At 73.7% G+C, this 24,629-nt stretch carries 23 protein-coding genes; 13 read left to right on the forward strand and 10 right to left on the reverse strand.

The features are described from left to right. The first annotated feature begins 29 nt into the window (after positions 1-29). The 6 genes from ACIQFU_RS11680 to ACIQFU_RS11705 all read left to right on the forward strand — a co-directional run bounded on the left by ACIQFU_RS11680 (position 30) and on the right by ACIQFU_RS11705 (position 6,273). On the forward strand, positions 30-701 hold the full coding sequence (locus tag ACIQFU_RS11680; RefSeq protein WP_402550925.1) for a succinate dehydrogenase: 672 nt from the start codon (positions 30-32) through the stop codon (positions 699-701). A 1-nt stretch (position 702) separates the two neighbouring features. Continuing rightward, positions 703-2,652, forward strand: a complete 1,950-nt coding sequence (locus ACIQFU_RS11685; protein WP_402550694.1) for a fumarate reductase/succinate dehydrogenase flavoprotein subunit — start codon at positions 703-705, stop codon at positions 2,650-2,652. Beyond that, positions 2,649-3,398 (forward strand): succinate dehydrogenase/fumarate reductase iron-sulfur subunit, encoded by a 750-nt coding sequence (locus tag ACIQFU_RS11690; protein ID WP_402550695.1) that lies wholly within the window; start codon positions 2,649-2,651, stop codon positions 3,396-3,398. The genes ACIQFU_RS11685 and ACIQFU_RS11690 overlap by 4 nt, the downstream gene beginning before the upstream one ends. A gap of 218 nt (positions 3,399-3,616) precedes the next feature. Next, a complete protein-coding gene (locus ACIQFU_RS11695; protein ID WP_402550696.1) occupies positions 3,617-4,390 on the forward strand; it encodes a GNAT family N-acetyltransferase in 774 nt (257 codons plus the stop codon). Then, entirely contained in the window at positions 4,387-5,262 is an 876-nt protein-coding gene (locus tag ACIQFU_RS11700) for a lysophospholipid acyltransferase family protein (protein ID WP_402550697.1), read from the forward strand. Before ACIQFU_RS11695 ends, ACIQFU_RS11700 begins: the two co-directional genes overlap by 4 nt. A gap of 72 nt (positions 5,263-5,334) precedes the next feature. After that, positions 5,335-6,273, forward strand: a complete 939-nt coding sequence (locus tag ACIQFU_RS11705) for a DUF2382 domain-containing protein (RefSeq protein WP_402550698.1) — start codon at positions 5,335-5,337, stop codon at positions 6,271-6,273. 45 nt (positions 6,274-6,318) lie between these two features. Here the strand turns inward: ACIQFU_RS11705 and ACIQFU_RS11710 are convergent, their stop codons facing one another. Then, on the reverse strand, positions 6,319-8,664 hold the full coding sequence (locus tag ACIQFU_RS11710) for an ATP-binding cassette domain-containing protein (RefSeq protein ID WP_402550699.1): 2,346 nt from the start codon (positions 8,662-8,664) through the stop codon (positions 6,319-6,321). A gap of 44 nt (positions 8,665-8,708) precedes the next feature. Beyond that, positions 8,709-9,728, reverse strand: coding sequence for an LLM class flavin-dependent oxidoreductase (locus ACIQFU_RS11715; protein ID WP_402550700.1), 1,020 nt, complete (start codon positions 9,726-9,728; stop codon positions 8,709-8,711). Between the two features lie 122 nt (positions 9,729-9,850). On the opposite strand from ACIQFU_RS11715, the gene ACIQFU_RS11720 reads away from it, so the two are divergent. Then, positions 9,851-10,342 (forward strand): hypothetical protein, encoded by a 492-nt coding sequence (locus ACIQFU_RS11720; protein ID WP_402550701.1) that lies wholly within the window; start codon positions 9,851-9,853, stop codon positions 10,340-10,342. A gap of 40 nt (positions 10,343-10,382) precedes the next feature. Here ACIQFU_RS11720 and ACIQFU_RS11725 read toward each other — a convergent pair whose 3' ends face one another. Beyond that, complete coding sequence (locus ACIQFU_RS11725) at positions 10,383-10,598, reverse strand: dodecin (protein ID WP_402550702.1); 216 nt, start codon at positions 10,596-10,598, stop codon at positions 10,383-10,385. Between the two features lie 249 nt (positions 10,599-10,847). On the opposite strand from ACIQFU_RS11725, the gene ACIQFU_RS11730 reads away from it, so the two are divergent. Continuing rightward, the gene (locus ACIQFU_RS11730; protein ID WP_402550703.1) at positions 10,848-12,116 is read left to right on the forward strand and encodes an extracellular solute-binding protein; all 1,269 of its coding nucleotides are present in this window, start codon (positions 10,848-10,850) and stop codon (positions 12,114-12,116) included. Between the two features lie 45 nt (positions 12,117-12,161). Here the strand turns inward: ACIQFU_RS11730 and egtD are convergent, their stop codons facing one another. The 4 genes from egtD to egtA are packed head-to-tail and all read right to left on the reverse strand — an operon-like array spanning position 12,162 to position 16,562. After that, positions 12,162-13,133: an L-histidine N(alpha)-methyltransferase gene (gene egtD / locus ACIQFU_RS11735; RefSeq protein WP_402550704.1), complete on the reverse strand. Its 972-nt coding sequence runs from the start codon at positions 13,131-13,133 to the stop codon at positions 12,162-12,164. Continuing rightward, on the reverse strand, positions 13,130-13,930 hold the full coding sequence (egtC, locus tag ACIQFU_RS11740) for an ergothioneine biosynthesis protein EgtC (protein ID WP_402550705.1): 801 nt from the start codon (positions 13,928-13,930) through the stop codon (positions 13,130-13,132). Before egtC ends, egtD begins: the two co-directional genes overlap by 4 nt. Further along, positions 13,930-15,264 (reverse strand): ergothioneine biosynthesis protein EgtB, encoded by a 1,335-nt coding sequence (egtB, locus tag ACIQFU_RS11745; RefSeq protein WP_402550706.1) that lies wholly within the window; start codon positions 15,262-15,264, stop codon positions 13,930-13,932. Before egtB ends, egtC begins: the two co-directional genes overlap by 1 nt. Continuing rightward, the gene (gene egtA, locus ACIQFU_RS11750) at positions 15,261-16,562 is read right to left on the reverse strand and encodes an ergothioneine biosynthesis glutamate--cysteine ligase EgtA (protein WP_402550707.1); all 1,302 of its coding nucleotides are present in this window, start codon (positions 16,560-16,562) and stop codon (positions 15,261-15,263) included. The genes egtB and egtA overlap by 4 nt, the downstream gene beginning before the upstream one ends. Before the next feature lie 286 nt (positions 16,563-16,848). Between egtA and ACIQFU_RS11755 the strand changes: the two genes are divergently transcribed. Next, positions 16,849-17,688, forward strand: a complete 840-nt coding sequence (locus tag ACIQFU_RS11755; protein ID WP_402550708.1) for a TIGR02452 family protein — start codon at positions 16,849-16,851, stop codon at positions 17,686-17,688. Here ACIQFU_RS11755 and ACIQFU_RS11760 read toward each other — a convergent pair. After that, positions 17,673-18,137, reverse strand: coding sequence for a type II toxin-antitoxin system PemK/MazF family toxin (locus tag ACIQFU_RS11760; protein WP_402550709.1), 465 nt, complete (start codon positions 18,135-18,137; stop codon positions 17,673-17,675). The genes ACIQFU_RS11755 and ACIQFU_RS11760 overlap by 16 nt on opposite strands. A 100-nt stretch (positions 18,138-18,237) precedes the next feature. Here ACIQFU_RS11760 and ACIQFU_RS11765 point away from each other — a divergent pair, with 100 nt between their 5' ends. From ACIQFU_RS11765 to ACIQFU_RS11775, 3 genes are all read left to right on the forward strand, one after another. Next, complete coding sequence (locus ACIQFU_RS11765) at positions 18,238-19,128, forward strand: NAD(P)-dependent oxidoreductase (protein WP_402550710.1); 891 nt, start codon at positions 18,238-18,240, stop codon at positions 19,126-19,128. Between the two features lie 88 nt (positions 19,129-19,216). Further along, positions 19,217-19,639 carry a PPOX class F420-dependent oxidoreductase gene (locus ACIQFU_RS11770; RefSeq protein ID WP_402550711.1) on the forward strand — a complete coding sequence of 141 codons (423 nt, stop codon included), beginning with the start codon at positions 19,217-19,219 and terminating at the stop codon, positions 19,637-19,639. A 112-nt stretch (positions 19,640-19,751) separates the two neighbouring features. Next, positions 19,752-20,180, forward strand: coding sequence for a VOC family protein (locus ACIQFU_RS11775; protein WP_402550712.1), 429 nt, complete (start codon positions 19,752-19,754; stop codon positions 20,178-20,180). 40 nt (positions 20,181-20,220) lie between these two features. On the opposite strand, the gene ACIQFU_RS11780 is transcribed toward ACIQFU_RS11775, so the two are convergent. Continuing rightward, positions 20,221-21,504: an MFS transporter gene (locus ACIQFU_RS11780; protein WP_402550713.1), complete on the reverse strand. Its 1,284-nt coding sequence runs from the start codon at positions 21,502-21,504 to the stop codon at positions 20,221-20,223. Positions 21,505-21,588: 84 nt separating this feature from the next. Continuing rightward, complete coding sequence (locus ACIQFU_RS11785; protein ID WP_402550714.1) at positions 21,589-22,467, reverse strand: alpha/beta fold hydrolase; 879 nt, start codon at positions 22,465-22,467, stop codon at positions 21,589-21,591. A gap of 175 nt (positions 22,468-22,642) precedes the next feature. Between ACIQFU_RS11785 and ACIQFU_RS11790 the strand changes: the two genes are divergently transcribed. Next, entirely contained in the window at positions 22,643-24,619 is a 1,977-nt protein-coding gene (locus ACIQFU_RS11790; protein ID WP_402550715.1) for a BTAD domain-containing putative transcriptional regulator, read from the forward strand. The last annotated feature ends 10 nt before the right edge of the window (positions 24,620-24,629 follow it).

A 24,629-nucleotide genomic window follows, 5' to 3' on the forward strand; every position in this document is an offset into this window, starting at 1 on the left:
TGGCAACGCGGACGGACCGACGGCCGTCCATGGCGCGCACCGTGTGGGACTCGACCGTCGGCAAGAAGACAGTGATGGCGGTCAGCGGTCTCGTCATGCTGCTCTACCTGGTCGCCCACATGATCGGAAACCTGAAGATCTTCTTCGGGACCGAGGAGTTCAACCACTACGCCCACTGGCTGCGCACGGTGGGCGAGCCGTTCATGCACTATGAGTGGACGCTCTGGCTGATCCGCGTCGTGCTGGTGGTCGCCGTCGTCGCCCACGCCGTCTCCGCGTACCAGCTCAGCCGCCGCGACATCAAGGCGCGGCCCAGCAAGTACGTGCACAGGAAGCCGCGCTCCAGCTACGCGACGCGCACCATGCGCTGGGGCGGGATCATCCTCGGCCTCTTCATCGTCTGGCACCTCCTCGACCTGACCACCGGCACCGTGCACTCCGGCGGCTTCGAGACCGGCAAGCCCTACCAGAACGTCGTGGACACCTTCTCCACCTGGTACGGCAACGTCATCTACATCGTCGCGATGCTCGCCCTCGGCCTGCACATCCGGCACGGTTTCTGGAGCGCCGCCCAGACCCTCGGCGCGGGCAGCCGTACCCGCGACCGCGCCCTGAAGACGACCGCGAACGTCCTCGCGCTGCTGCTCACGGCCGGCTTCGTCGCCGTACCCGTGGGCGTCATGACCGGAGTGGTGAGCTGACATGACTACCTACGCCGACTACACGACCGGCGAGCCGGTCGCCGACACCAAGGCCCCCGCCGGACCGGTCAACGAGCGCTGGGACACGCGCCGTTTCGAGGCGAAGCTGGTCAACCCCGCCAACCGGCGCGGCAAGACCGTCATCGTCGTCGGCACCGGTCTCGCGGGCGGCTCCGCCGGCGCGACGCTGGCCGAACAGGGCTACCACGTCGTCCAGTTCTGCTACCAGGACTCGCCGCGCCGCGCCCACTCCATCGCCGCGCAGGGCGGCATCAACGCCGCGAAGAACTACCGCAACGACGGCGACTCGATCCACCGCCTGTTCTACGACACCGTCAAGGGCGGCGACTTCCGCTCCCGCGAGTCCAACGTGCACCGGCTCGCGCAGATCTCCGTCGAGATCATCGACCAGTGCGTGGCCCAGGGCGTGCCCTTCGCCCGCGAGTACGGCGGTCTGCTCGACACCCGCTCCTTCGGCGGCGTGCAGGTCTCCCGCACGTTCTACGCCCGCGGCCAGACGGGCCAGCAGCTGCTGCTCGGCGCCTACCAGGCCCTCAGCCGGCAGATCGCGGCCGGGAACATCGAGATGCACGCCCGCACCGAGATGCTCGACCTGATCGTCGTGGACGGCCGGGCCCGCGGGATCGTCGCCCGGGACCTGATCACCGGGAAGATCGACACGTACTTCGCGGACGCCGTCGTCCTGGCCAGCGGGGGCTACGGCAACGTCTTCTACCTCTCCACCAACGCCATGAACTCCAACGCGACCGCGATCTGGCGGGCGCACCGGCGCGGCGCCTACTTCGCCAACCCCTGCTTCACGCAGATCCACCCGACCTGCATCCCGCGCACCGGCGACCACCAGTCGAAGCTGACCCTGATGAGCGAGTCGCTGCGCAACGACGGCCGGATCTGGGTGCCGAAGGCCAAGGGCGACGACCGGCCCCCGAACAGGATCCCCGAGGACGAGCGCGACTACTACCTGGAGCGCATCTACCCGTCCTTCGGCAACCTCGTGCCCCGCGACATCGCCTCCCGCGCCGCGAAGAACGTCTGCGACGAGGGCAGGGGAGTGGGCCCCGGCGGCCAGGGCGTCTACCTGGACTTCGCCGACGCCATCGAGCGCATGGGGCGCAAGGCCGTCGAGGCCAAGTACGGCAACCTCTTCGACATGTACCAGCGGATCACCGACGAGGACCCGTACCGGGTGCCCATGCGGATCTACCCCGCCGTGCACTACACGATGGGCGGACTGTGGGTCGACTACGACCTCCAGACCACGATCCCCGGCCTGTTCGCCGTCGGCGAGGCCAACTTCTCCGACCACGGGGCCAACCGGCTCGGCGCCTCCGCGCTGATGCAGGGCCTGGCCGACGGCTACTTCGTGCTGCCGGCCACCATCAACGACTACCTCGCCCGCAACCCCCACAAGGACGACGTGGACGACGACCACCCGGTGGTGCAGGAGGTGCTGGCCGAGACCGAGGACCGGCTCAACCTGCTGCTGTCCGTGGACGGCGACCGCACCCCGGACTCCTTCCACCGGGAACTGGGCGAGCTGATGTGGGAGTTCTGCGGCATGGCCCGCACCGACTCCGGTCTGCGCAAGGCGCTGGAGCGCATCCCGCAGATCCGCGAGGAGTTCTGGCGGCGCATCAAGGTCCCCGGCACCGGCGAGGAGTTCAACCAGTCGCTGGAGAAGGCCAACCGCATCGTCGACTACCTGGAACTCGCCGAGCTGATGTGCCTCGACGCGCTGCACCGCGCCGAGTCCTGCGGCGGCCACTTCCGCGAGGAGTCCCAGACCCCCGACGGCGAGGCCGCCCGCAGGGACGACGAGTTCGGCTACGCCGCCGCCTGGGAGTTCACCAACGCCGGCGAGGCCCCCACCCTGCACAAGGAAGACCTGGTCTTCGAGTACGTCCACCCCACCCAGCGGAGCTACGCATGAAGCTCACCCTGCGCGTCTGGCGGCAGAAGAACGCCGACGCCGACGGCGCCATGTCCACGTACCAGGTGGACGGAATCTCCAGCGACATGTCCTTCCTGGAGATGCTCGACACCCTCAACGAGGAGCTCATCCTCAAGGGCGAGGACCCGGTCGCCTTCGACCACGACTGCCGCGAGGGCATCTGCGGCGCCTGCTCGCTGGTCATCAACGGCGACGCCCACGGCCCCGAGCGCACCACCACCTGCCAGCTGCACATGCGGTCCTTCGAGGACGGCGACACCATCGACATCGAGCCCTGGCGGGCCTCCGCCTTCCCGGTCGTCAAGGACCTGGTCGTCGACCGCTCGGCCTTCGACCGGATCATCCAGGCCGGCGGCTACATCACCGCCCCCACCGGCGCCGCGCCGGAGGCACACGCCACGCCGGTGCCCAAGCCGGACGCCGACCTCGCCTTCGAGCACGCGGAGTGCATCGGCTGCGGCGCGTGCGTGGCGGCCTGCCCGAACGGGGCGGCGACGCTGTTCACCTCCGCGAAGGTGAACCACCTGAACGTCCTGCCGCAGGGCGCGCCCGAGCGCGAGACGCGGGTGCTGGACATGGTGGGGCAGATGGACGCGGAGGGGTTCGGCGGCTGCACGCTGGCCGGCGAGTGCGCGACGGCCTGCCCCAAGGGCATCCCGCTGGTCTCCATCACCAGCATGAACAGGGAATGGCTGCGGGCCACGCGCAAGGTGGCGAAGAAGTAGCCCCCACGACGTTCGCCGACAGGTGCGGACGGACGGGGCCGGGAGAGGTGCTCCTCCCGGCCCCGTTTCGCTTGTTGGGGCCCCCGGACGGGGAGCCCGGCATTCAGGAAGCGCACATCCGCGCTCCCGGCCCTCGTCATGTGCAGTACAGCCGGCGTCGGAAGAACTGTGGCGGAGCCGTCCCCACGACCACCGTTCTCACGACCAGGAGAGCACCCATGACCGGCGTACTGACCGCGAACCGTCCCCCGAAGCCCGCCGCTCCCCGCCGCTACACCGTCGCCCTAGCCCGGGACGAGGAGGACGTGCGGGCCGCGCAGCGGCTGCGGCACGACGTCTTCGCCGGGGAGCTGGGGGCGCTGCTGGTGAGCCCCCAGCCTGGGTACGACGTCGACCCGTTCGACGCGTACTGCGACCACCTGCTCGTGCGCGAGGAGACGACCGGGCAGGTCGTCGGGACCTACCGGCTGCTGCCGCCGGAGCGTGCGGCCGTCGCCGGGCGACTGTACGCGGAGACCGAGTTCGACCTCGCGGCGCTGGACTCGATCCGGCCCTCGCTGGTCGAGGTCGGCCGGTCCTGTGTGCACCCCGACCACCGCGACGGCGCCGTCGTCGGCCTCGTCTGGGCCGGGCTGGCCCGCTACATGACCGACCGGGGCCACGAGTGGCTGGCGGGCTGCTGCTCGCTCCCGCTCGCCGACGGCGGGGCCCTCGCCGCCGGCACCTGGGACCGGGTGCGGGCCAAGCACCTGGCCCCCGAGGAGTACCGGGTACGGCCACTGCTGCCGTGGGTCCCGCGCCCCGCGGCGCCCGCCCCGCGCACCGAGCTGCCGGCGCTGCTGCGCGGCTACCTCCGGCTCGGTGCCTGGGTCTGCGGGGAGCCCGCCCACGACGCGGACTTCGGCGTGGCGGACCTGTACGTGCTGCTGCGGATGAGCCGGGTCGACCCGCGCTACCTGCGCCACTTCCTCTCGCCGGCCCCGGCCCGGTGAGCGGCTGGCTGCCCGTCGCGCCCTGCACCCCCGGGGCGTGCGTGGAACCGCCCCGTGCCGCGGCGTCCGTGCCGCGCGCCGTGCTGCGGCTCGCCGCCCTCGGCGTGCTGCTCCTGGCCGGGCTCGCCGCCGTGCTCGGGCCGCCCGGCCTGCGGCGCGGGCTGCCCCCGGCCCTGGTGCGGTGCTGGTGCCGGTGGGTGGTGCGGGCCGCCGGGGTCCGGGTCCGCGTCACGGGCACGGCCCCCGCCGAGGGCGGGCTGCTCCTCGTCGCCAACCACGTCTCCTGGCTGGACATACCGCTGCTCGCCGCCGTGCGCCCCGCCAGGATGCTGGCCAAGAGCGAGATCCGGCGCTGGCCGGTGGCGGGCGGACCGGCCGCACGCGCCGGGGTGCTGTTCATCGAACGGGACCGGCTGCGGGCCCTGCCGGACACGGTCGACACGATCGCGCGGGCGCTGGCCGCGGGCGCCGCGGTGGCCGTCTTCCCCGAGGGCAGCACCTGGTGCGGACGCGCCCGGGGCGTCTTCAGCCGGGCGGTGTTCCAGGCCGCCCTGGACGCCGGAGTGCCGGTCCAGCCGGTCCGGATCCGCTACCGCTCCGGAGGGCGGGCGGTGAGCACGACGCCCGCGTTCGTCGGCTTGGACACCCTGCTCGCCTCGCTGTGGCGAGTGGTGTCGGCGCGGGGGCTGACGGCCGAGGTGGAGGTGTGTCCGGCCCTGCCGCCCGGACGCCACCGTGACCGCCGCCGGCTCGCCGAGGCCGCTGAACACGCGGTCCACGGCCGGGCCGACGGTCGGGCGCACCGCCACGTCCACGATCACGCTCACGGTGACCGGGGGAAAGCACCTTCGAAAAGTATGTGTGGTTTGTGATGTTTGTGCCGTTTCCTCACCGCTGGATGCGGACAATCGGAAAGCAGGCACCCGAAAGGAGGGTGATGGCAGATGATCACCCGTGAAGAGATCGCCAACGTCCTGGACCAACCGGTCTACGACGGGGACGGCAACAAGATCGGCGACGCGAAGCATGTCTTCTTCGACGACATGACCGGGCGCCCCGAGTGGGTGAGCGTCAAGACGGGCATGTTCGGCACCGCCGAGTCCTTCGTGCCCATCCGCGACGCCGCGCTGGTCCAGGACCACCTCGAGGTTCCCTACGGCAAGGACCAGGTCAAGGGCGCGCCCTCGGTCGACGTCGACGCGGGCGGCCATCTGTCGGAGACAGAGGAGCACCGGCTCTACGACTACTACGGCATCAACTGGGACAGCGTGCTGTCCGAGGCCGAGCGCACCGACGACGGCCGCTGGGCCGCGGGCCCCGGCACGGCGGGCACGGCCGGAGCCGCCGGAGCGGCGGGCGCCGCGGGCGCGGCCGGTACGGCGGGCGGCATGACCGACCGCGAGGACGCCATGCGCCGCGAGGGCATGCGCGGCGACGAGGCCATGCGTGGCGACGAGGCCATGCGTGGCGACGAGGCCATGACTCGCTCCGAGGAGCAGATGCACGTCGGTGTCGAACGGCACGAGTCGGGCCGGGCCAGGCTCCGCAAGTACGTGGTCACGGAAGAGGTCCAGCAGACCGTTCCGGTGACCCACGAGGAAGTGCGCGTGGTGCGCGAGCCCATCACGGAAGCCAACCGTGACGAGGCCCTGGCCGGACCGGAGATCAGCGAGGCCGAGCACGAGGTCACGCTGCACGCGGAACGTCCCGTCGTGGAGACGGAGACGGTGCCGGTCGAGCGCGTCCGGATGACCACGGAGGAGCACACCGAGAACGAGACGGTGCGCGGCCAGGTCCGCAAGGAGCGCATCGAGGCCGAGACCGAGTCCTTCACGGAGGACGAGACCCGGCGGGGCGGCGACAAGCGGCGGGGCCGCGAGTGACCGTCCCCCGACGTCAGTGCGGGACCGTGCGCCGGTGAAATCCCTTCACCGGCGCTTCCCGCCGTCCAGGGCCCGGGCCAGATAGGGCGCCGTGGCGCTCCCCGCCGCCCGCGCCACCTCCGGCGGCCGCCCCTCGGCCACGATCCGGCCCCCGGCGTCGCCGCCGCCCGGCCCGAGGTCGATCACGTGGTCGGCGCCCGCGACCACACTCATGTCGTGCTCGACCACCACCACCGTGTGCCCGGCGTCGACGAGACCGTGCAACTGGCGCATCAGCACCTCGACGTCGGCCGGGTGCAGACCGGTCGTCGGTTCGTCGAGGAGATACAGGGTGTGGCCACGGCGCCCCCGCTGCAGCTCGTTCGCCAGCTTGATCCGCTGCGCCTCCCCGCCGGACAGCTCCGTGGCCGGCTGGCCGAGCCGCAGATAGCCGAGGCCGACGTCCAGCAGCGCGGTCAGAGCGCGGGCCGCCGCCGGTGTGTCCGCGAAGAACTCCGCCGCGCTCTCCACCGTCAGGTCCAGCACCTCGGCGATGTTCCGCCCCCGGTACGTCACTTCGAGCGTCCCGGGGTTGTAGCGCGCCCCGCCGCAGTCGGGGCACGGCGCGTACGTGCTCGGCAGGAACAGCAGCTCGACGCTGACGAAACCCTCGCCCTGGCAGGTCTCGCAGCGCCCTCCCGGCACGTTGAAGGAGAACCTGCTCACGCCGTAACCCCTCTCCCGTGCCTGGTCGGTGGCGGCGAAGACCTTGCGCACGACGTCGAACAGGCCGGTGTACGTGGCCAGGTTGGAGCGCGGGGTGCGGCCGATCGGCCGCTGGTCGACGGAGACCAGCCGGTCCACCCCCGCCGGTTCCCCGGTGATCTCACCGACCAGCGTCGACTTGCCCGAGCCCGACACGCCCGTCACCGCGGTGAGCACCCCGAGCGGGAACCGCGCGGTCACCCCGCGCAGGTTGTGCCGGGTCACCGGACCGACCGTCACCGTGCCCCGCGGGGCACGCGCCTCGCGCACGGGCGAGGGCGAACGGCCGAAGAGGTGACGGGCGGTGGCGGACCCGGCGACCTCGGCCAGCCCGTCGACCGGGCCGCTGTACAGCACCCGGCCACCGTGCTCGCCGGCCAGCGGCCCGACGTCCACGATCCAGTCGGCGCCGCGCATCACGCCCAGGTGGTGTTCCACCACGAACACCGAGTTGCCGGCCGCCTTCAGCCGCTCCAGCACCGTCAGGAGCGCTTCGGTGTCCGCCGGGTGCAGACCCGCGGAGGGCTCGTCCAGGACGTACACGACGCCGAACAGTCCGGACCGCAGCTGGGTCGCCAGCCGCAGCCGCTGCAACTCGCCCGCGGACAGGGTGGGGGTGGGCCGGTCGAGGCTCAGATAGCCGAGACCCAGCTCGACGACGGGTGCGATCCTGGAGGTGAGGTCCTCGGTCAGGACCTTGGCCGTCTCGCCCTCGGTCGGCAGCAGGGCGGCCAGCTCGGTGAGCGGCAGCGCGGCCAGCTCGGCCACGCTGCGGCCGCCGACGGTCACCGCGAGCGACTCGGCCCGCAGCCTGCCGCCGCCGCACACCGGGCAGGGCTCGCTGGTCAGGAAGCGCTCGGCCTTCGCCCGCAGCGTGGCGCTCTTGGAGTCCGCGAACGTCTTCATCACATAACGCCGGGCGCTCATGTACGTGCCCTGGTACGGCCGCTGGATGCGGCCCGCGTCCCGCACCGGGTGCACGGTGACCACCGGCTGCTCCTCGGTGAACAGGATCCACTCCCGCGCCTCGGCGGGCAGTTCGCGCCAGGGCCGGTCCACGTCGTAGCCGAGCGCGTCCAGGACGTCGCGCAGGTTCTTGCCCTGCCAGGCGCCCGGCCACGCGGCGATCGCACCGTCCCGGATCGACAGCGAGGGATCGGGGACCAGCAGTTCCTCGGTCGTGCGGTGCACCCGGCCGAGCCCGTGGCACTCCGGGCAGGCGCCGGCGGCGGTGTTGGGCGAGAAGGCGTCGGAGTCCAGCCGCTCGGCGCCCGGCGGGTAGTCGCCCGCGCGGGAGAAGAGCATCCGCAGGGAGTTGGAGAGGTTGGTGACCGTCCCCACCGAGGAACGGGACGTCGGGGCCGCCCGCCGCTGCTGGAGGGAGACTGCGGGCGGCAGCCCGGTGATCTCGCCCACCTTCGGGGCGCCCACCTGGTGGATCAGCCGTCGGGCGTACGGGGCGACCGACTCGAAGTAGCGCCGCTGGGCCTCCGCGTAGACCGTCCCGAACGCCAGCGAGGACTTCCCCGACCCCGAGACGCCGGTGAACACCGCCACCACATCCCTGGGGACGTCCACGTCGACGCCCTTGAGATTGTGCTCACGGGCGTCGCGCACCCGGACGTACCGGTCGTGGGGGCTGTGCATCGCGGGGGACTCCGTACGGTGGGGGAGGGACAAACCCCGCGATTCTATGCCGGGGCGGCGAGCGGTCCGATGCCGGTGACACGGGCGAGCCGCCGGTAGGAGCCGAGCAGTGCCGCACGGTCGTACGTGCTGGTGGTGACCAGGACCTCCTGCGCGCCCGTCTCCTTCACCAGCGTCTCCAGCGCGTCGGCGACCTGTTCCTCCGTGCCGGCGACGTGGCCCGCGAGTCCGGCGTCGTACAGGTCCCGCTCCTTGCCGGTCATCGTCCGGGCCTCGATCTCCTCGGCCGGGGGCAGCGGCGGGAAGGAGCCCTGCGTGCGGGCGTGGGCCATGGACCACGCCTCCGGGACCAGGAGCCGCCGGGCCGCCTCGGGGGTGGCGGCCACCGCGACGGTGCCGGAGACGACGACGTACGGCTCCGCGCCCCACTCGGAGGGGCGGAATCCGGCGCGGTAGCGGTCGATGCCGCGGCGCATCCGGTCCCGGTCGCGGAGGTCCCCGATGACCATGGGCAGGCCCGCACGGGCGGCGACGGCCGCGCCCTCGCCCATGGCCAGCACGAACGGCGGTACGGTCAGCCCCTCGGCGGGTCGGGCGTGCACACCCGTGGGCGAGGTGCCCCGGAACCAGCCGAGCAGCTCGGCCAGTTGCGCGTCGAAGTCCTCGGCGTCGTCCTTCTGCCGGCCCAGCGCCCTGCGGACGCCGTCGGTGAAGCCCACCGAGCGGCCGAGTCCCATGTCGATCCGGCCGGGGTGCAGCGACTCCAGCACGCCGAACTGCTCCGCGACGACCAGCGGCCGGTGGTTGGGCAGCATCACACCCCCGGTGCCGACGCGGATGCGGTGGGTGGCCCCGGCCACGGCGGCCGCGAGCACGGTCGGCGCGGAACCGGCCACTCCGGGTACGCCGTGGTGCTCCGCCACCCAGAACCGGTGGTAGCCGAGCCGCTCCGCCTCCCGGGCCAGCTCCACGGTGTCGCGGAGCGCCTCCCCGGCATCGCGGCCGGCGCGGATGCGGGAGCGGTCGAGGACGGAGAAGCGGGTGGTGGCGAGGCTGGAGGTCACATGGTGTTCAACGCCCGCACGCCGCACAGATTCCCGCAGCCGCGCGCCGCACGGATTCCCGGACCCCCGGACTGCGGGCATTCCCCGGCGCCCGTCCCCGCGGTGCGCTCTAGAGTGGACGCGTGAGCGACAGCAGCAGGCTCCCGGTGGCCGTGTTCGACCTGGACAACACCCTCGCCGACACCGTGCACCGGCAGCGGTTCCTGAAGCGCGGGCCCCGCGACTGGGACGCCTTCTTCGCCGCCGCGCCGCACGATCCGCCGCTCGCGGAGGGCATCGCCCTGGTGCGCGAGAGCGCGAAGGAGTGCGAGATCGTCTACCTGACCGGGCGGCCCGAGCGCTGCCGGCGCGACACGCTCGACTGGCTCGCCGCGCAGGGGCTGCCGGAGGGCGCCGTGCACATGCGCGGCGACGCCGACTGCAGGCCCGCCCGGCGCACCAAGCTGGAGATCCTGCGGCGCCTCGCACGACACCGCGAGGTCCGGGTCCTGGTGGACGACGACGAGCTGGTCTGCGACGACGCCGAACGGGCCGGTTTCCCCGTGCTCCGGGCGCGCTGGGCGGCCCGGTCGGCCGAACTGCGCGTGGCGCAGGAGCGCGAGGGGCGTACCTGACGGACGTGGGCGTCCGGGCGGCCCGAGGGCCCGTGGGGCGTCAGTCCGACTCCTCCAGGCGGAACCCGAGCTTCAGGCCGACCTGCCAGTGCGCGACCTGCCCGTCCTCGATCTGGCCGCGCACCTGCGTCACCTCGAACCAGTCCAGTTTGCGCAGGGTCCGGGAGGCGCGGGTGACGGCGTTGCGGACCGCCTGGTCGACGCCGTCGGGCGAGGTCCCGACGACCTCGGTGACCCGGTAGGTGTGGTTCGACATCGGGTGCTCCTTCCACGGGGCGGCGGTGTGCCGTGCGTCACTCCACCGTGCCCCAAGTCGGGACGGAGCGCGAGGCATCGGCCTTCGGGGTGGAAACCCTCCGGTACCCCCCTTGACCTTTGTATTGGTCCATACCAAAATCCCAGACACCCGTTCGAGCCTCGGGCTCGTCCCCCACGTCGGGTCTCCCTTCGCGTGTGCAGGACGCACCTGCCTCCGCCCTCTGTCCGTCAGTCAGAAGGACCCCTCGTGAGACGTCGCCTCCTCGCCCTTGTCTGTGTGTCCGCCTCCGTGCTCAGCGGCTGCGGCCTGATCTCGCAGGACGGCGGGAGCGGGCGCCGCACCGTCACCGTGTGGCTCATGAAGGACAGTGCCTCCCAGGACTTCCTCAAGCGCTTCACCGAGGGCTTCGAGGCCGACCACCCCGACCTCGACCTGGACATCCGCATCCAGGAGTGGACCGGGATCGGCGACAAGGTGCAGGCCGCGCTGAAGGCCGACGGGTCGGACGGACCCGACGTCATCGAGGTCGGCAACACCCAGGTCCCGCAGTACGCGGAGGGCGGGCGGCTGCATGACCTGACCCTGGAGTCGATGCGCGACTGGGGCATCCGCGACTGGCTTCCCGGCCTCGCCGAACCCGGGCTGTGGATGTCCCAGCAGTTCGGCGTCCCCTGGTACGCCGCCAACCGCGTCGTCATCTACCGCAAGGACCTCTTCGAACAGGCCGGCGTCAACGAGCCGCCCCGCACCCGCGAGGAGTGGATCGCCGCCACGGAGAAGCTCGACAGGAACGGCGACCAGGGCATCTACCTGGCCGGCCAGGACTGGTACACGCTCTCCGGATTCATCTGGGACGAGGGCGGCGAGCTGGCCACCCAGGCGGGCGAGGGCGGTGTCTGGACGGGCGCCCTCGACTCCGAGGCGGCCCTGCGCGGCATGGACTTCTACCGCGAACTGCAGGCCCTCGGCGACGGTCCGGTCGGCGCCGACGAGGAACACCCGCCGCAGGCCGGGGTCTTCGCCAAGGGACAGGTCGCGCAGATCATCGCGGTGCCGGGCCAGGCCCAGTCCGTCCTGCGCGAGAACCCCGGCCTCAAGGGCAAGATCGGCTTCTTCCCCGTGCCCGGCAAGAGCGCCGACAAGCCCGGTGCCGTCTTCACCGGCGGCTCCGACCTCGTCGTTCCGAAGAACACCGACCAGGAGGACGGCGCCCTCGCCGTGGTCGCGGCGCTCGCGGGCGAGAAGTGGAACACCGACCTGGCCCGCACCATGAACTACGTCCCCAACAAGACGACGCTCGCCAAGGCCGTCTCCGGCGAGGAGGGGGCCGAGGCCATGGCGGCCGGCGCCGCACAGGGCCGGGCGACCCCCGGCACGCCCCAGTGGGGCGCCGTCGAGGCGGACAATCCGATCAAGGAGTACATGACGAAGGTGCTCAAGGGGGCGGACGCGAAGTCGGAGGCCCGCAAGGCCTCCGACCGCATCACCGAACTGCTGGACGCCAACGCGCGCTGACCGCCACCGAGACCGGGCGGGCCCGTCCGGCTCGGCGGGGCCCGCTCAGCGCGCCACGCTCAGCGACAGGGCGAAACGCCCCTCCGCGTCCGTCCACCAGTGGGCCAGATCGAGCCCGGCCGCGTCCAGTTCGGACCGCACACCCTCCCGCCGGAACTTCGCGGACACCTCGGTACGCAGCTCCTCCCCGGCCGCGAAGTCCACGGCCAGGTCGAGCGCCTGGACCTTGACGGTCTGCGCGGTGCGCGAGCGCAGCCGCATCTCGATCCACTCCCGTTCGGCGTTCCACAGCGCCACGTGCTCGAAGGCCGCGGGCACGAAGTCGGCCTCCAGTTCGCGGTTCATCACGGCGAGCACGTTCTTGTTGAACTCGGCCGTCACCCCGGCCGCGTCGTCGTACGCGCGGACCAGCACCCCCTCGTCCTTGACCAGGTCCGTGCCCAGCAACAGGGCGTCGCCCGGGGAGAGCAGGGCGCGGACGGAGGCCAGGAACGCGGCGCGCTCCCCGGGCAGCAGGTTGCCGATGGTGCCGCCGAGGAACGCCACCAGCCGGGGGCCCGGAGTGTCGGGCAGAGTCAGACCTCCCGTGAAGTCGGCGATCAGCGCGTGCACCTGGAGGCCGGGACGCTCCGCGACGAGCGCCTGCCCGGCCCGGGTGAGGGCGCTCCCACTCACGTCGACGGGCACGTAGGCGCGCAGCCCGGTCCGCTCCGTCAGCGCGTCGAGCAGCACGCGGGTCTTCTCCGAGGAGCCGGAACCCAGCTCCACCAGGGTGCGGGCGCCGGTCGCCGCCGCGATCTCCCCGGCCCGGTCGACGAGGATCTCCCGCTCGGCCCGGGTGGGGTAGTACTCGGCCAGCGCGGTGATCGCCTCGAACAGCTCGCTGCCCCGCGCGTCGTAGAACCACTTCGGCGGCAGCCACTTGGGCGTGCTCGTCAGGCCCGCCAGGACGTCGGCGCGCAGGGCGGAGTCCGTGGCGTCCTCGGGCAGCGTCCGGGTCAGACGGAACTGGCTCACGTGCGGGGCTCCTTCGAAGAGACGAATGCGTCTGCGGGGGCGGTTTCGCCCGGGTCCTTGAGCGGAGTGAGCCGCACGTCCGTGCGGCTCGCCGCGAGCAGGGTGCGGTCGGGGACCTCCTGCCAGTGCGGGTCGTCGTCGTAGGGCTCCGAGGCGACGACCGTGCCGCCTCCTGGACGGGACCGGTACCACAGGGTGTCGCCCCAGGTGGTGGCGGTGACGGTGGAGCCGTTGGTGAGGAGCAGGTTGAGCCGGGAGGCGGGGGCCGCCGCGGCGACCTCCAGCACCGTCTCGGCCAGCGCCCGGCCCTCGTCGTCCCCGGCCCGCAGCCGGGCCAGGACCAGTGCCCACACGAGCGCCGAGTCGTTGCGCGCCTCCAGCGACAGCAGTTCCCCGGGCGGCAGTGCCGCGGCCACCGGCGCCAGCGAGTCCGGCCAGCCCGCCACGGCTCCGTTGTGGCTGAACAGCCAGGTTCCCGCGGCGAACGGCGCGGCGGCCGCCTCCGCGTCGGCGCCGGCCAGCGTCGCGTCCCGTACGGCGGCCAGCAGCGCGCCGGTCCGCACGACCCGGGCGAGGTCGGCGAAGGACTGGTCCGCCCAGATCGGGCCGGCCCGGCGGTACCGGGCGGGCACCGGGTCGCCCTCGGCGTACCAGCCGACGCCGAACCCGTCGGCGTTGACCGTGCCGTACCGCTGGTGCCGCGGCGCCCACGACTGTCGGTACAGACCGTGCGGCGGTGCCACCAGGAGGTCGCCGAGCGGCTCCGCGGGGCCCACATAGGCCAGGTGACGGCACATCAGGCGGCCTCCGCCGAACGGGCGGTGCGGAACCCGGAGAAGATCTGCCGCCGGATCGGGTAGTCCCAGTTGCGGAACGTGCCCCGGCAGGCCACCGCGTCCACGGCGAAGGACCCGCCGCGCAGCACCTTGTACCCGGGCCCGAAGAAGACCTCCGAGTACTCCTTGTACGGGAAGGCCCGGAAGCCCGGGTACGGGGCGAAGTCGCTCGACGTCCACTCCCACACGTCGCCGATCAACTGCCGTACCCCGAGCGGCGACTCACCGGCCGGGTAGCTGCCCGCGGGCGCCGGACGCAGGTGCCGCTGCCCCAGGTTGGCGTGCTCGGGGCCCGGGTCGGCGTCGCCCCACGGATAGCGCATGGCGCGGTCGCCGGCCGGGTCGTACCGGGCGGCCTTCTCCCACTCGGCCTCGGTGGGCAGCCGGCGCCCGGCCCAGCGGGCGTAGGCGTCGGCCTCGTACCAGGACACGTGCAGCACCGGCTCGTCGGCCGGCACCACCTCGGTCACCCCGAAGCGGCGCCGCAGCCACTGCCCGCCGTCCCGGCGCCAGAACAGCGGGGCGGTGACGGCGTGCCGGCGGATGTGGTCCCAGCCCTCGGGGGTCCACCAGCGCGGGTCGTCGTACCCGCCGTCGTCGACGAACGCCCGGTAGGCGCCGTTGGTCACCGGGACCGTGTCGATGAAGTACGGCGCCACCTCGCGCCGGTGCGCGGGGCGTTCGTTGTCCAGCGCCCACGGCTCGGCCGACGTGCCCATCGTGAACGGGCCGCCCGGCACCAGGACCTCGGCCGGTCCGGTGAACAGCCCCGCCGGCTCGGGGTCGGGCGCGGTCAGCGCCTGCGGCCCCTTGCGCAACTGGTGCGTGATCAGCATGGTCTCGTCGTGCTGCTGCTCGTGCTGGGCGATCATCCCGAAGGCGAAGCCCGCCTCCGTCAGCCGCGTCCCGTCGAACGCGGTGCGCTCCAGCACGTCCAGGGCCCGGCCGCGCACGTCGGCCGCGTACCGGCGGGCCTCGGCGGGCGACAGCAGCGGCAGGCTCGGGCGCTCGGAGCGGGGATGCTCGAAGGCGTCGTACAGGCTGTCGATCTCCGGGCGTATCGCCTCCTGCCCGGCGACCGCGCGCAGCAGCCACTGCTCCTCCTGGTTGCCGATGTGCGCCAGGTCCCACACCAGCGGGGACATCAGCGGCGACACCTGGGCGGTCAGGTCGGGGCCCTCCACACAGCTGGTCAGCAGCGTGGTGCGCTCGCGGGCCGTGACGAGCGTGGTCAGGGCCCGCTCCCGCAGGGCCTCGACGGTGGTGGTCGCGGGCGCGTCGGTGGGGTCGGTCATGAGCGGGTCTCCCTCCCGTACGGGCCACGGCCTGCGCCGCCCGGCATGTCCAGCAGATCGTCGGCGGGGCAGCGGCCCCTGAGCACGTAGCGCTCCAGGTACCCGGCGACGGCGTCCGTCACCTCGGTGCCCGCCCCGAGCCGGGGCAGCGCGGCGAGCGCCGCCCTGAAGCAGGTGACGGCCGCCTCGCACAGCTCGGGATCGGTCAGGGCGGCACGGGCCGCGTCCTCGTACAGCGGGTTGTGCGGCGCGGGCAGCCCCAGCGTGCGCTCGGCCAGGGGCTTGACGGCCCGGTAGGCGGTCTCGGTGGCCTCCGGGTCGTCGAACAGCGCGGCGGTCACCGCCAGCGGCACGATCCAGCCGTCGTCCCCGGGCTGCGCGTCGATCATCCGCAGCTCCAGATGGCCGCGCGGCCGAACCGGCGGGAAAAGCGTGGTCAGGTGGTAGTCCAGGTCCTCCCGGGTCGGCGGCCGCGGCACCAGCTCGCGGGTCCACTCCCGCAGCGTCAGCCCCTCCGGCACGTCCCACGGACCGCCGTCGCGGCGGACGCACATCACCGGGGCGTCCAGCACGTGCCGCGTCCAGGCACCGCGCGGGTCGGTGTTCAGCGGGGGGCCGCCCGCCCGGCCGGCGCCGATCTGCGTCCAGCGCAGCTGCCGGGTGGACCGCCAGCCGGTGGGCCGTCCGCCGGACAGCGGCGAGTTGGCGAACGCGGCCAGCAGGACCGCGCCCAGGTGATGGGCCAGCCACCACCTCCGCACGTGGCCCAGCGGCCCGGGCTCCTCGTGCCCGGCGTCCACGCACACCTGCACGGAGGCGGAGGCGCACATCATGAAGCGGCCACCGGGACCGGTGCGGTCGAGACATGCCTCCATGGCGTCGTAGCGCGGCTGCCGCAGGTAGCGGCGCGGCTCCTGCCAGGGATCGTGGCCGAGGCCCACCAGGGCGAGACCGTCCTCGCGCAGTACGGCGCGGACGGCGTCGAGGTCGGCGCAGACGGAGCGGACGCACTCCGACAGCGAGGCGGCGGGGAGCGAACTCAGCTCCAGCTGGCCGCCGGGCTCGACACTCAGCGCCGACCTCAGGGGCACGGCCCGCAGCGCGGTGTACACCGCGCGGAGCCGTTCGGGTGACACGGGGAGCCGCGGCGCGCGCAGCTCGTGGACGAGCCATTCCACCTCGACGCCGAGGAGTCTGGGCGGGCCGGTCTTGAAGCAGATGCCGTGGACCAGTGCCTCGACCTCGGCCTCACTGACGGCGGTACGTGGCCTGACACAGCCACCAACCGAATCGGACATGTCGGGATCCTCCTGAGATTCCACCATGCCGCCGGCCCTTCTGTGGTGGGCCGGGCCGGCACACTCGTCCCACCCAAGACCCTCGTGCCGCTCCGCACAAGGGTGCATATCGGGACGTTCCCGCTCGGTAATCTCCGCGATCCGCCCGTTCCCGGCGGATTTGCCCGTCGTTCGCCGGTCGGGAAACTCCGTTGCACCGCATCCCCAGCATCACCCAGGATTCCCGCATGAGCACGACGGGGGAGACCGCGCGGCACGCGGTCACGGCGTCCACGGGGGTGACGCCGTGAGCGCGCGCCTGCGGGGCATCGCACAGCAGACCGAACAGATCGTCGCCGCCGGGGCCTACCGCACGTCCGACGGCCGCGAGGTGTCCGTCGCGGCGGCGGTCGGGGCGGCCCGGGACGGTACCCGGATGCACGGACCGGGACCCGTCGAGGTGACCGCCCCGGCTCCGGTGCGCACGGTCTTCGAGGTCACGGGCGAGAGCAGCCTGGAGGCAGCCCGCCGCCTCGGCGGCGAGGTCGCCGTGCTCAACTTCGCCTCCGCGCGCAACCCGGGCGGCGGCTACCTCAACGGCGCCCAGGCCCAGGAGGAGGCCCTGTGCCGGGCCTCCGCCCTGTACACCTGTCTGCTGCGGGCGCGCGAGTTCTACGACCACCACCGCGCCCACCGCGACCCGTTCTACACGGACCGCGTCGTCCACTCGCCCGGCGTGCCCGTCTTCCGCGACGACCGCGGCCGCCTGCTGGACGAGCCGTACACGGCCGGATTCCTCACCTCCGCCGCGCCCAACGCCGGCGTGGTGCTGCGCACCGCCCCCGAACGCGCGGCGGAACTGCCCGCCGCCCTCGCCGTGCGCGCCGAGCGGGTGCTGGAGACCGCCGTGGCCCACGGATACCGGCGGCTGGTGCTGGGCGCCTGGGGCTGCGGGGTGTTCCGCAACGACCCCGTCCAGGTGGCGGGCGCCTTCCGGCAACTGCTCGGGCCCGGCGGACGGTTCGACGGTGTCTTCGAACGGGTGGCGTTCGGCATCCTGGACCGCGCACCGGGCGGCACCGTCCGGGCGGCGTTCGACCGCGCCTTCCCCGAGGGCGCGGCCCGCCCCGGTCAGCTCCAGCCGTAGCGCTCCCGCAGCCGCTGCCGTACGAGGCCGAAGCGCATCCGGTCCAGGGCGCACGCCTCGCGGCGCATCCCCGCGTCGTGCAGGCGCAGCACCCGGTCCACGTCGACCCAGGAGTCACGTCCGGACCGGTCCCACGGCCCGCTGCCGATCGGCACCCACTCCCGGTCCCCGTCGTGCCGCTTGCTGGACAGCTGCACGGCCAGCACCGTCCCGGCCGCCTCCCGGGCGACGACGAGGACGGGCCGGTCCTTGCCCCGCCCGTCCGCCTCCTCGAAGGGCACCCACGTCCAGACGATCTCGCCGGGATCGGGGTCGCCGTCGTGCGCGGGGGAGTACTCGGTGCGCACCTGGCCCACCTCCCGCGGGTCGGCCTCGGTGGTGGCGGAGGGACCGTAACGGCCGGGGACGGTCTCGCCGTTGCTGTCGATGTCGTCGGTGAAGGCGCTCACGGCCGTACCGTACGCGACGTTGCCGTGCGGACGCGCGGGGACCCGCGCCGAGTGGCAGGCTGGCCCCGGTACGAGTCAGTTCGAGGCAGAAGGCGACGTCATGACCGACCAGCTCACCGTGAGCGTCCTGGGCACCGGCATCATGGGTGCCGCGATGGCCCGCAACCTCGCCCGCGCCGGACACACCGTCCGCGTCTGGAACCGCAGCCGGGGCAAGGCCGAACCGCTGGCCGCCGACGGCGCGCACGTCGCCGACAGCCCGGCCGAGGCCGTACACGGCGCCGACGTCGTCCTCACGATGCTGTACGACGGCCCGGCCGCCCTCGACGTCATGCGCCGGGCCGAGCCCGGCCTGCGTCCCGGCACCGTGTGGGCGCAGTCCACCACCGCGGGCGTCGACGCGGTCGCCGACCTGGCCGCCTTCGCCCACGAGCAGGGCCTCGTCTTCTTCGACGCCCCCGTCCTGGGCACCCGCCAGCCCGCCGAGGCCGGCCTGCTGCTGGTGCTGGCGGCGGGGCCCGGCGAGGCCCGGGACACCGTGGCGCCCGTGTTCGACGCCGTCGGCTCCCGCACCGTGTGGACCGGAGAGGACGGTGCGGCCGGCAGCGCGACCCGGCTGAAGCTCGTGGCCAACAGCTGGGTCCTGGCCGCCACCAACGCGGTCGGCGAGGTCCTGTCGCTCGCCAAGGCGCTGGGCGTGGACCCGGACGGCTTCTTCGACGCCATCGAGGGCGGCCCGCTCGACATGGGCTACCTGCGTGCCAAGGCCCGACTGATCCGCGACGGCGCGCTCACGCCCGCCCAGTTCGCCGTCGCCACCGCCGAGAAGGACGCCCGCCTGATCGTCGAGGCCGGCGAGGCGAACGGAGTCCGCCTCGACCTCGCCGCGGCCGGTGCGCAGCGGTTCGCCCGGGCCGCCGCCCAGGGCCACGGCGACGAGGACATGGCGGCGGCCTACTTCGCCAGTTTCGAGGAGAAGGCGACCGACTGAGCCCGCCCGGGGTACCGGGTGCACGAGAGCACACCAAGACCGGCGACCGGACCCGGTGCCGGACCACACCGCATCCCGAGGAGCCCGCATGTCCAAGCCGCCGCTGCCGTCCGAGGCCGTCGAACTGCTGCGCCGCCCCAACCCGTGCGTCATGGCCACCCTGCGTTCGGACGGCGCCCCCGTCTCCACGCCCACCTGGTACGCCTGGGACGACGACGGCCGCGTGCTGATCAACCTCGACGCGGGCCGCGTACGCCTCGGACACCTGCGCCGCGACCCGCGCGTCACCCTCACCGTCCTCGCGGGCGACGACTGGTACACGCACGTCACCCTCATCGGCCGCGTCGCCGAGATGAGCGACGACGAGGACCTCTCCGGCATCGACCGGCTCGCCCGGCACTACACCGGCAACCCGTACCCGGACCGGGAGCGCCCCAGGGTCAGCGCCCGGATCGAGGTGGAGCGCTGGCACGGATGGGGCGAGATGAAGGACACCGACCAGCCCGGCTGAGCCTGGGCAAGGGGCGGGCACGGACGTATGATCGCCGCGCGGCATCGCGTGCCGGTCACCGTCCGGGTGAGGCATGGAGGCGCCGCGGAGATGCCCGTGGAGGCATTGACCCGTGTCAGTCGAGTTCAACCACACCATCGTTCTCTCCCGCAGCCGGGAGAAGTCCGCCCACTTCCTCGCCGGAATCCTGGATCTCGAGGTCGGCGAGCCGGCCGGGATGTTCCTGCCCGTGACGACCGCCAACGGCGTCACCCTCGATTTCGCCACCGTCGACATCGACATCCCCGTGCAGCACTACGCGTTCCTCGTCTCCGAGGACGAGTTCGACGGCGTCCTCGCCCGGCTCGTCGAGGGCGGCACCCCCATCCAGGCCGACCCGCACGGCCGGCACCCGCGCCGGATCAACCGCAACGACGGCGGCCGGGGCGTGTACTTCACCGACCCGTCCGGGCACGGCATGGAGGCCTTCACCCGCCCCTACGGCAGTGACCCGTCCTCGCCGCTGAACGGCGTCACCCAGGACGTGCGCGGGGCCCGCTGACGGCGTCCGTCCGCCGCGTCCGGAACCCGGCCCCGGGACCTCACCCGTCACCGGCGGGCCGAGCCGGGGCCGGACCGGACGCCTGCCGGCGCCGCGGCAGCAGGAGCGGGGTCGCCAGCATCAGCACCCCCGCGAGCGCGACCGCCGTACGCGTTCCGGTCAGCCCCGCCAGCAGACCCCACACCGCGGTCAGGGCCGCGGTCGTCAGCTTCCCGCTGATCGTCCAGGCGGACAGGGTGCGCGCCACCCTGTCCGCGGGCGTCAGCTCCAGCCGCCGGGTCGCGAGCACCGGGTTGTACACGCCCACGGAGGTGATCAGCCCGAACTCGACCACCATCACCAGGACCAGACCCGCCGTCCCCGGCCCGACGAAGGCCAGGCCGGCCGGCCAGCACACCCGCAGCACCCCGCTGACGACCAGCACCCGGTGCTCCCCGAAACGCGCCACGAGCGGGCGGGCCAGCCGCGAGCCGACCAGCCCGCCCACGCAGGGCACGGCGAAGGCGAGACCGTACTGCCAGGGCGCGAAGCCCAGCTCACCCAGCATGAGCACGGCGAGCAGCGGCGCGGTCGCCATGATCAGCGCGTTGACCAGGACCGTGTTGAGGAACAGCGGGCGCAGCACCGGCGAGGCGAGCACGAACCGCCAGCCCTCCAGCAGGTCACCGGCGCGCAAGCGGGCTGCTTCCGCGCGTCGCGGGTGCGGCTCCCCGCCGCCGATCGCACGGATCCCCAGCGCGGAGAGGAGATGGCTGACCGCGTCGGCCGCCACCGTCACCACCGGACCGAAGAGCCCGATCGCGGCCCCGCCGACCGGGGGACCGAGCATGGTGGCGGTCCAGGTCGTCGCCTCGAACCGGCCGTTGGCCTTCAGCAGCTCCCGCGGCGGCACCAGCGCCTTGAGACAGGAACCGGCGGCGGCCCGGAACGTGATGTCGGCCGCGGCGACGACGACCGACACGACCAGCAGCTGGGCGAAGCCGAGCCGCCCGAAGGCGTACGCGAGCGGCACGCTCAGCAGCACCGCGCACCGGACCAGGTCCGTCGCGATCATCACCGGCCGCTTGCGCCGGAACTCCACCCACGGCCCCAGCGGCACCGCCGCCACCGCGCCCACCGCGAGACCCGCCGCCGCGAGCGCCGCCACCCGCCCCGGACCGGCGTCCAGCACCAGGACCGCGATCAACGGAAAGGCGTCGAACGCGAGCCGTGTACCGAAGGTGCTGACCGCGTACGCGGCCCACAGCCACCCGAACCCCCGCCCCGACGCCCCGCCGCCCACCACGTCCGACTCGACCACACCCGACTCCGTCACGCCCGACATCAAAGCGAGCCGGGCCGGGCGGATCAAACAACCGGACGGGCGGACCCTACAACCGTTGGTTGTGCGAGTGCGGGCCCGGTGTCCCTAACGGGTCAGCAGCTCGCGCAGCGCCCCGGTGACCTCGTCCGGCGCCTCCTCCGCCATGAAGTGCCCGCAGTCCACGGTCTCGTGCCGCAGGCCCGGCGCCCACGCCCGCCACAGCGCGGCGGCGTCGTAGCCGAGAGCGGCGCCCCAGTCCTGCTGGAGGACGGTCACCGGCATCGCCAGCCGACTGCCGCGCTCCCGGTCCGCCCGGTCGTGGTCCACGTCGATGCCGGCCGAGGCCCGGTAGTCGGCCACGATCGAGGGCACCGCCTCGCGCGACGCCTTCAGATAGGCGGCGCGGACGTCGGCGGGCAGGGCGTCCGGGTCCCGGGTCCAGAGGTCGAGGAAGTGACCGAAGAACGCGTCCGGCGCGGCGCCGATCAGCTGCTCCGGCAGCCCGGGCGGCTGCGCCATCAGGTACAGGTGGAAGCCCACCGCCGCCGTCGTGCCGTGCAGGACGTCCCACATGTCGAGCGTCGGCAGCACGTCCAGCGCGGCCAGGTGCGTCACCGCGTCCGGGTGGTCGAGCCCGGCACGCACCGCGACCAGCGCGCCCCGGTCGTGACCGGCCAGCGCGAACCGTTCGTGCCCCAGCTCCCGCGCCAGGGCGACCACGTCGGCGGCCATCGTCCGCTTGGCGTACGCGGTGCCGTCCGGGTCGGCGGGCTTGTCGCTGGCGCCGTAGCCGCGCAGGTCGGGGCAGACGACCGTGTGGTCGGCCGCCAGGTCGGCGGCGACGTGCCGCCACATCAGATGGGTCTGCGGGAAACCGTGCAGCAGCACGACGGGGCTGCCGGTGCCGCCGACGGCCACATGCAGGCCGATGCCGTCGGCGACCGTCACACGGTCGTGGGTGAAGCCGGGGATGGTCGGTTCCATGGCTGGTCGTGCCCTTCTCTTTCGCGGTTCTCCGCGCTCCGTGCCCACGGCGCGCGGGCGACGTCCCCGAGCCTGGCGCGCGCGAATCAGCAACCGGTCAGCAACCGGCCGGGGCCCCTCCCGCACGCGTACCGTGGTGACCGCACGAACGGTGGCGGAGCGGAGCGGACGGAACATGGAAGCGGAAGCGGTCACGTTCGGTGTGCTCGGAGCGGTCACCGCCGGGCGCGGCCCCGAAGCGCTGGCCCTCAAGGGCCCCCGGCACCGGGCCGTGCTGGCCCGGCTGATCCTGGCCCGGCGGCGGGTCGTCCCGGTCGCCCGGATGGTCGAGGACCTGTGGGAGGCGCCGCCGCCGCGGGCCGTGGGCGCGGTCCGCACCTTCGTCGGCGACCTGCGCCGCGTCCTGGAACCCGACCGTCCGCCGCGCGCCCCGGCGCGGCTGCTGGTCACCGAGGGCCCCGGGTACGCCCTGCGCGCCGCGCCGGACGCCGTGGACGCGTGGCGCTTCGAGGCCGCCGTCGCCGAGGCCGACCTGCTCCCGGCGGCGCAGGCGCCCGACCGGTTGCGGGCGGCCCTGGGGGAGTGGCGGGGGCCCGCCTACGCCGAGTCCGGCACGGCGGACTGGGCCCGCGGCGAACGCTCCCGCCTGACCGAACTGCGGCTGCGCGCCGTCGAACGCCGGGCGGAACTGCTGGTGGAACTCGGCCGTGCCGCCGAGGCGGTGCCCGACCTCGACGCGCACCTCGCCGAACACCCCTGGCGCGAGGAGTCCTGGCGGCTGCTCGCGCTCGCCCTGTACCGGACCGGACGGCAGGCGGACGCCCTCGCCGTGCTGCGCCGCGCCCGCACCCTGCTGGCCGGACGGCTGGGCATCGACCCCGGACCCCGGCTGCGCCGCCTGGAGGCCGGCATCCTCGCCCAGGACCCCGACCTGGACCCGCCGGACGAACCGGCGGACGCGGCGGCCCGGCTGTGGGCCCGCACGACCGAGGCGTACGACCGCACGGTGGCAGCCGGTGCCCGGGCCCGCCTGGAATCCACCGTCGGCCTGCTGCGGAGCCTCGCGGTCACCGGCGGCGGTGGCCTCGAAGCCGCCCGGGAGCACCGGATGACGGCGGTCCAGGCCGCGGAGGAGACGGGCGACGCGGAACTCACGGCCCGGGTGATCGGCGCCTACGACGTCCCCGCCAACTGGACCCGCAGCGACGATCCCGAACTGGCCCGGCGGATCGTCGACGCGGCCGAACGCACCCTGGTCGCCCTGCCCGGGGACCCCGCCGCCGACGCGGCACGCTGCCGGCTGCTGGCCACCGTCGCCCTGGAATCGCGGGGCGTGCGCTCCCCGCGCGGACCGCGGGCGGCCGCCGAGGCCGAGCGGATCGCGCGGCGCCTGGACGACCCGGCGCTGCTCGCCTTCGCCCTCAACGGCGTGTTCATGCAGTCCTGCACCCGTGCCGGCCTGGCACCGCGCCGCGACGCGATCGGCGCCGAACTGACCGCCCTCGGCATCCGGCACGGCCTGGTCAACCACGAGGTGCTCGGCCACCTGATCCGGCTCCAGGCCCGCGCGGCCCTCGCCGACCTCACCGCCGCCGACGAGCACGCGAGGGCCGTGGACCGCCTCGCCGAACGGCACGAACGTCCCCTCGCGGCCGTCTTCACCGCCTGGTACCTGGCCCTGCGCGAGGCCGCCACGGGCAGCCCGTACGACAGCGCCGAAGCCGCCTACCGGACGGCCGCCGCGCGGCTCGACGGCGCCGGGATGCCGGGTCTGGAACGCGGGCTGCTGCCCCTCGCCCTGCTGGGCCTGCGCCTGGCCCGCGGCCGTCCCGCCCGGGTGGACCGGCACGCCGACTGGGGGCCGTACCGGCCCTGGGCCGAGCCGTTCGCCCTCCTCGCCGAAGGCCGTGACACCGAGGCCCGCGGCGCCCTGCGCGCCCTGTCCGAACCACCGCCCGACCTCCTCTACGAGGCCCTGTGCTGCGCCGAGGCCGCGCTCGCCCTCGACCTCGGCGACCGCCCGGCCCTGCGGCGGACGTACGACAGGCTGCTGCCCGCGTCCGGTGAACTCGCGGGCGCGGGCAGCGGGCTGCTCACCTTCGGACCGGTCGACGGATGGCTCACCGCGATCCGCCGGGCACTCGAGGCGTGAGGGCGGGCGA

Source organism: Streptomyces sp. NPDC093065, from assembly GCF_044754585.1.
Classification (GTDB): domain Bacteria; phylum Actinomycetota; class Actinomycetes; order Streptomycetales; family Streptomycetaceae; genus Streptomyces.

Excerpts from the sequence above, each read along its gene's own strand:
- ACIQFU_RS11685 (WP_402550694.1), top strand. The coding sequence starts at position 703 with ATGACTACCTACGCCGACTACACGACCGGCGAGCCGGTCGCCGACACC.
- ACIQFU_RS11680 (WP_402550925.1), top strand. The coding sequence starts at position 30 with ATGGCGCGCACCGTGTGGGACTCGACCGTCGGCAAGAAGACAGTGATG.
- ACIQFU_RS11780 (WP_402550713.1), bottom strand. The coding sequence starts at position 21,504 with ATGTCGGGCGTGACGGAGTCGGGTGTGGTCGAGTCGGACGTGGTGGGC.
- ACIQFU_RS11725 (WP_402550702.1), bottom strand. The coding sequence starts at position 10,598 with ATGTCGAACCACACCTACCGGGTCACCGAGGTCGTCGGGACCTCGCCC.
- egtB (WP_402550706.1), bottom strand. The coding sequence starts at position 15,264 with ATGACCGACCCCACCGACGCGCCCGCGACCACCACCGTCGAGGCCCTG.
- ACIQFU_RS11710 (WP_402550699.1), bottom strand. The coding sequence starts at position 8,664 with ATGCACAGCCCCCACGACCGGTACGTCCGGGTGCGCGACGCCCGTGAG.
- ACIQFU_RS11705 (WP_402550698.1), top strand. The coding sequence starts at position 5,335 with ATGATCACCCGTGAAGAGATCGCCAACGTCCTGGACCAACCGGTCTAC.
- ACIQFU_RS11765 (WP_402550710.1), top strand. The coding sequence starts at position 18,238 with ATGACCGACCAGCTCACCGTGAGCGTCCTGGGCACCGGCATCATGGGT.
- egtC (WP_402550705.1), bottom strand. The coding sequence starts at position 13,930 with ATGTGCCGTCACCTGGCCTATGTGGGCCCCGCGGAGCCGCTCGGCGAC.
- ACIQFU_RS11695 (WP_402550696.1), top strand. The coding sequence starts at position 3,617 with ATGACCGGCGTACTGACCGCGAACCGTCCCCCGAAGCCCGCCGCTCCC.
- ACIQFU_RS11770 (WP_402550711.1), top strand. The coding sequence starts at position 19,217 with ATGTCCAAGCCGCCGCTGCCGTCCGAGGCCGTCGAACTGCTGCGCCGC.
- egtA (WP_402550707.1), bottom strand. The coding sequence starts at position 16,562 with ATGTCCGATTCGGTTGGTGGCTGTGTCAGGCCACGTACCGCCGTCAGT.
- ACIQFU_RS11785 (WP_402550714.1), bottom strand. The coding sequence starts at position 22,467 with ATGGAACCGACCATCCCCGGCTTCACCCACGACCGTGTGACGGTCGCC.
- ACIQFU_RS11790 (WP_402550715.1), top strand. The coding sequence starts at position 22,643 with ATGGAAGCGGAAGCGGTCACGTTCGGTGTGCTCGGAGCGGTCACCGCC.
- ACIQFU_RS11690 (WP_402550695.1), top strand. The coding sequence starts at position 2,649 with ATGAAGCTCACCCTGCGCGTCTGGCGGCAGAAGAACGCCGACGCCGAC.